General features: G+C 77.0%; 3 protein-coding genes. 1 reads left to right on the top strand and 2 read right to left on the bottom strand.

Translation table 11 applies throughout. From position 1 onward, the window contains the following. Nucleotides 1–290 precede the first annotated feature (290 nt). Nucleotides 291–608 carry a hypothetical protein gene (locus tag ACJOT3_RS32465; protein ID WP_406976953.1) on the top strand — a complete coding sequence of 106 codons (318 nt, stop codon included), beginning with the start codon at nt 291–293 and terminating at the stop codon, nt 606–608. Between the two features lie 157 nt (nt 609–765). On the opposite strand, the gene ACJOT3_RS32460 is transcribed toward ACJOT3_RS32465, so the two are convergent. Next, on the bottom strand, nt 766–2,532 hold the full coding sequence (locus tag ACJOT3_RS32460; RefSeq protein ID WP_406976952.1) for an ABC transporter ATP-binding protein: 1,767 nt from the start codon (nt 2,530–2,532) through the stop codon (nt 766–768). A gap of 571 nt (nt 2,533–3,103) precedes the next feature. After that, the gene (locus ACJOT3_RS32455; RefSeq protein WP_406976954.1) at nt 3,104–4,867 is read right to left on the bottom strand and encodes an ABC transporter ATP-binding protein; all 1,764 of its coding nucleotides are present in this window, start codon (nt 4,865–4,867) and stop codon (nt 3,104–3,106) included. Nucleotides 4,868–5,007: the final 140 nt, after the last annotated feature.

Here is a 5,007-nt window from a genome sequence, read left to right as displayed (position 1 = left end):
CCACCGTGAGCCGGGCGCCGGGCCCGGCGTGGAAACGGCGCAGCCAGGGCGTCCCCGTCCCGGGAACGGTCATCGCGCACCCACCTTTCCGTGTCTGCGGCGGACGGTCCGCCGCCGCAGTCTCCCCCATCGGGCTCCTCCCCCTCAACGGCGGGGCGGGGTCGTCCCGGTCACACCGGGGTTATCCACAGATTCGGGATTCGCCCGGCGCACCCGCCCCCGGCCGGGAACAATGGGGCTGAAACACGAACTACGCCCCGTGACCGTGCGGGGTGCGACGGGGGAACGCCATGGTGCACGTGTCCGAGGAGTCGACGTACGAGGAGCCGACGTACGAGGCGCGCAGCCGCGCCGCCGCCCTGCTGCCCCGCCTGGTGGCCGCGGAGTCCGAACACCGTCTTCCACCGGTCGAATGGCTGCTGGACCGCGACGGCGGGCTGCACGGCACCGCCGCCCAGGGCGGCACGGAGGCCGCGTACGCCTGGGCCGACTACTTCGGCAGCTCGGTGCGCGAGGGCGACCCGGCCGGGGTGCACGGCCGCCCGAGCCTGCTCACCGGCCTGGACGACTACCGCGGCGTGCGGGTGGTGGTCCGCGCCCACCACTGAGCCCGTCACCGACCGCCTTTCGGGCGGCCATGCCCGCGGTGCCGCCGGGCGCGGCCGCAGTGCCGCCCGCAGGGCCGACGATTCCCCGTCAGGACAGCCGGAGCGCCGGTCGGGCGGCGGGGTGGACCCGCGAGCGATGCCGTCCACGTCCTCGCTGTCAGGCGGTGCCCTGCCAGCTGCGCCACAGGTCGGCGTAGCGGCCGCCGGCCGCCACCAGGTCGGCGTGCGGGCCCTGCTCGACGACGCGGCCGTGGTCCATCACCACCACCCGGTCGGCGGCCTGCGCCTGGGTCAGGCGGTGGGCCACCACCAGCGTGGTGCGCCCCTCGGTCGCGGCCAGGGAGGCCCGCTCCAGACGGCGCGCACCGGTGCTGCCCGCCTCCGCGGTGGCCTCGTCCAGCACCGCCACCGGCGGGTCGGCCAGCACCATCCGGGCCAGCGCCAGGTGCTGGGCCTGCTCGGCGGTGAGGGCGTGCCCGCCCTCGCCGACCACCGTGTCCAGCCCCTCGGGCAGCGCCCGCACCCAGCCGAGCGCGTCCACCCGTTCCAGCGCCGCCTCCGTCTCGGCAGCGGTGGCCTGCGGGCGCGCCAGCCGCAGGTCCTCCAGCAGGGTTCCGGCGAACACGTGCGTCTCCTGGCTGACCAGGTACACGTGCCCGCGCAGCCGGCGTTCGCCCAGGTCCGCCAGGGGCACCCCGCCCAGGTGCACCTCGCCGGTGTCGGGGACGCGCAGGCCCGTGATCACCGCCGCCAGCGTGCTCTTGCCCGCACCGCTGGCGCCCACCAGCGCCACCCGCTCCCCGGGGGCGATCTCCAGGGACACCCCGTCCAGGGCGGGCGGGGTGTCCGGGCCGTACCGGTGCCCGACCTCCTTGACCCGCACCGACGCGTCCTGCGGCTCGCGCGGCCGCTCCGGCTCGGGGGCCTCGGGCAGGTCGACCACCCCGGCCAGCCGGGCCAGGCTCGCCCCGGCCGACTGCACCTCGTTGAAGTTCATGACCAGGAACATCATCGGCCCGAACAGCCGGTGGAAGTACAGGGCCGCGGCGGTGACCGCGCCCACCGTCACCAGGTCGCCGCGCACCAGCCAGAAACCCGCGACCAGCACCGCCGTCAGCCCCACGCACTCGGCGCCGTTGAGCCGCGACCCGAACCGTGTGAGCAGCCGGAACACCGACAGCGTGATGTCCATCGCCGCCAGCGACCGATCGGAGACCCGCCCCTCGTGCTCCTCCTCGCGCCGGTAGGCGCGCACCGCCGACCGCCCGCGCAGCGCGCCCATCATGGCGTGCGACCGCTCGCCCATCGCGATCCGCTCGCGCGCGTAGTAGGGGCCCGAGAGCGGCAGGTACCAGCGGGCCGCCCACACATAGACCGGCAGGGCGCACAGCCCGGCCAGGCCCAGCCGCCAGTCCAGGGCGGTCATCCCGGCCGCCGTCGTCAGCACCATGGCCAGCGCGATCACCACGTCGGGGCCGTTGCGGGCGATGCCGGTGGTGACCACGGCGACGTCGTCGCCCACCCGGGCCAGCAGGTCACCGATGCGCACCCGCTCCACCCGCGCGGCGGGCATGTGCAGGACCCGGTCCATGACCCGCTCGCGCAGCCGCGCCAGGATCCGCTCCCCGGCCCGGGTCACCAGCCAGGCGCCCGCACCGGTGAGCAGGCCGCCGAGCAGCGCCGCCGCGGCGATGACCCCGGCCGCGCGCAGCACCGCGTCCAGTCCGGCGCCGGCGGAGATGTCGTCGACCATGGCGCCCAGCGTCCAGGGGGCGACCAGGCCGACCGCACTGCCCGCCAGCACCACGACCACGGACAGGGGGGTGCCCCAGCCGCTGCGCCGCACCCCGTCGCCGAGCACCGCCCAGGTGCGCCGGGCCGACGCGGTGGGCAGCAGGTCCGCGTGTTCGTCGATCGCACTCACGCGGTCACCGTCCTTTCCGTCCCGAACGCCGCCGCGCCCGAACAATCCGCCACGCCATCGCCCCTGTCTTCCCTACCGCCGCCCATCGCCCTGCCTCGGCCCGCCGCACCGCAGTGGGAGAGGCGCGCATACCCATCCCCACGCGGCACCACCGCACCGGCGGATACGACACCACCGCCCGGCGCCCCGCCTCGGCCGCCGCCGGCCGCCGTGATGTGGGGCACGGCGGCGGGGTGCGCACCGGTGCGAGGCAGGTTCGTGCCGCCGCCGGCCGCCGTACCGCGGCGAAAGAGGTACGCATGTCCACCGCCGCACGACACCACCGCACCCCGGGCGTGTCCACCACCGCACGACACCACCGCACCCCGGGCGTGTCCACCGCCGCACGACACCACCGCACCCCGGGCGTGTCCACCGCCGCACGACACCACCGCCCCCCGGGCCTGTCCACCGCCGCACGACACCACCGCGCCCCAGGCGTGTCCACCGCCGCACGACACCACCGCGCCCCGGGCGGGGCCGGGGCCGCCCCGACCGACAGTGAGCCGGGCGGTGCGGGAGGAGGGGAGGGTCATCGCAGGACCGCCTCGGCGTAGACGGGGTCCCGGCGGACCAGGTCGGCGTGGGTGCCCAGGGTGCGGACGCGGCCCTCCTCCAGGACCACCACCCGGTCGGCGCGGGCGAGCAGCGCCGGGCTGGCGGCCACCACGAGGGTGGCGCCCGCCGGGGCCCGGTCGGCGCGCGCCCGGGTCAGGCCGCGGGCGATCGCCTCCTCGGTGACCGCGTCCACGGCGGTGGTGGGGTCGTGCAGCACCAGCACCGGCGGGTCCGCGGCCAGGGCGCGGGCCAGGGCCGCGCGCTGTCGCTGGCCGCCGGACAGGTTCGCGGCCCGGTCGGTAATCGGCCGGTCCAGGCCCTGGGTGTGCCCGGTGACCAGGTCGTCGGCGCCGGCGGCGCGCAGCGCCGCGTGCAGGTGCGCCTCGTCGCGGTCGGTGCCGGTCGCCAGGTTGGTGCGCAGCGTGCCCTCGAACAGGGTCGCGCCGTGCTCCTCCACCAGGACGGCGGTGCGCAGCGCGGCCAGGTCCAGCTCGTGCACGGGCACCCCGCCGACGGCGGCGCGGCCCCGCTCGACGTCCTCGGGGACGGCCCGGCCGGACAGCAGGTCCAGCAGCGCCTCGGCGTCGCGCGGGTCGGTGGCCAGCACGCCCACGGTCTCGCCGGGGGCCAGCCTCAGGTCGACGTCGCGCAGGGTGCGGTAGGTGACCCCGTCCAGTTCCACCACCGGGTCGGCGTGGACCGGGCGCTCGCCGGGGGTGACGGCGGCGGGGGCGGTCAGCAGCCGCACCAGGCGGCGGGCGGAGGCGCGGGAGGTGGCGAAGAGCTGGCCGACCATGCCCAGGCCCTGGACGGGTTCGGCCAGGAACTGGGCCAGGCCCACCACGGTGATGAGCTCGCCGATGCTCAGCCTCCCCTGGAGCGCCATCCACCCGGCGACCGCGGCCACGCAGGCCAGGAACAGCACGCCCGCGGCCGACACCAGGCCGCGGTAGACGCCGTTGCTGGCCGCGGCCGACACCGACGCCGTGAGGGCGTCGCCGCTGGCGGCGCGGTAGCGGTCGGCGGCGGCGTGGCGGGCGCCCATGCCCATGAGCACGCGCAGGCCGCCGACCAGGTCGGTGGCCAGCGCGGTGGCCCCGGCGGCGGTGGCCTGCTTGGCCTCGCTGCGCCGGGTGATGCGGGCGGCGGGGAAGCGCAGCAGGAACATCATCAGCGGCACCCCGACCAGGACCCCGATCCCCAGGGGGACGTCGATGGCCAGCAGGGCGACGGTGGTGGCGGTGATCGCGGTGCTCATGGCGATGAGCCCGATCCAGGCGCGCGCGTACTGCGACGCCTGTTCGGCGTCGGAGGTGGCCACGGACAGCAGTTCCCCGGCGCGCAGCCCGCTGCGCTCCCCGCGCGGGTCCAGGGCCCGGCGGGCGGCCTCCACCCGCAGCAGGTGCGCCTCGTTCTCGACGGCGCGGATGGAGAACCGGGCGCCGACGCGGTAGGCGAGTGCCAGCACCGTGAACAGGACGACCATGCCCAGGACGCACAGGCCCAGGGCGCCGATGTCGCCGGTGACGACGGCACGGTCGATGGTGACGCCGATGGCGACGGGGACCAGGGCCTCGGCGAGCTGGTGGAGGGAGTGCAGGACGGTGGCGCGGGCGACGTCCCCGCGGTTGCGGCGCAGGGTGCGCCGTCCCAGGGCACGGACGTCGGCGGGGGTGTCGGCGGGAGCGCTCACGCGGCCGTCCCGCCCGGGCCGGGGCGTGTGCCCGCCCTTGAACATGTGCTCATCCGATCGTCCCATTTCCCTGTCGTCGTGCCGCGATCAGGCTAGCCAGGCGCGGGCACCGCCGCGAACGCGCCCCCCGCGGACCCGCTCCCGCCCTCGGCCCGGCCCGCGCTTCCCGGTTCCGCCGCCGCTCC

It is taken from the genome of Nocardiopsis protaetiae (assembly GCF_045446735.1).
GTDB classification, from domain to species: Bacteria; Actinomycetota; Actinomycetes; order Streptosporangiales; family Streptosporangiaceae; genus Nocardiopsis; species Nocardiopsis protaetiae.
Note: the sequence above shows the minus strand (reverse complement) of the source record. Positions and strands in the feature narration are given on the sequence as shown.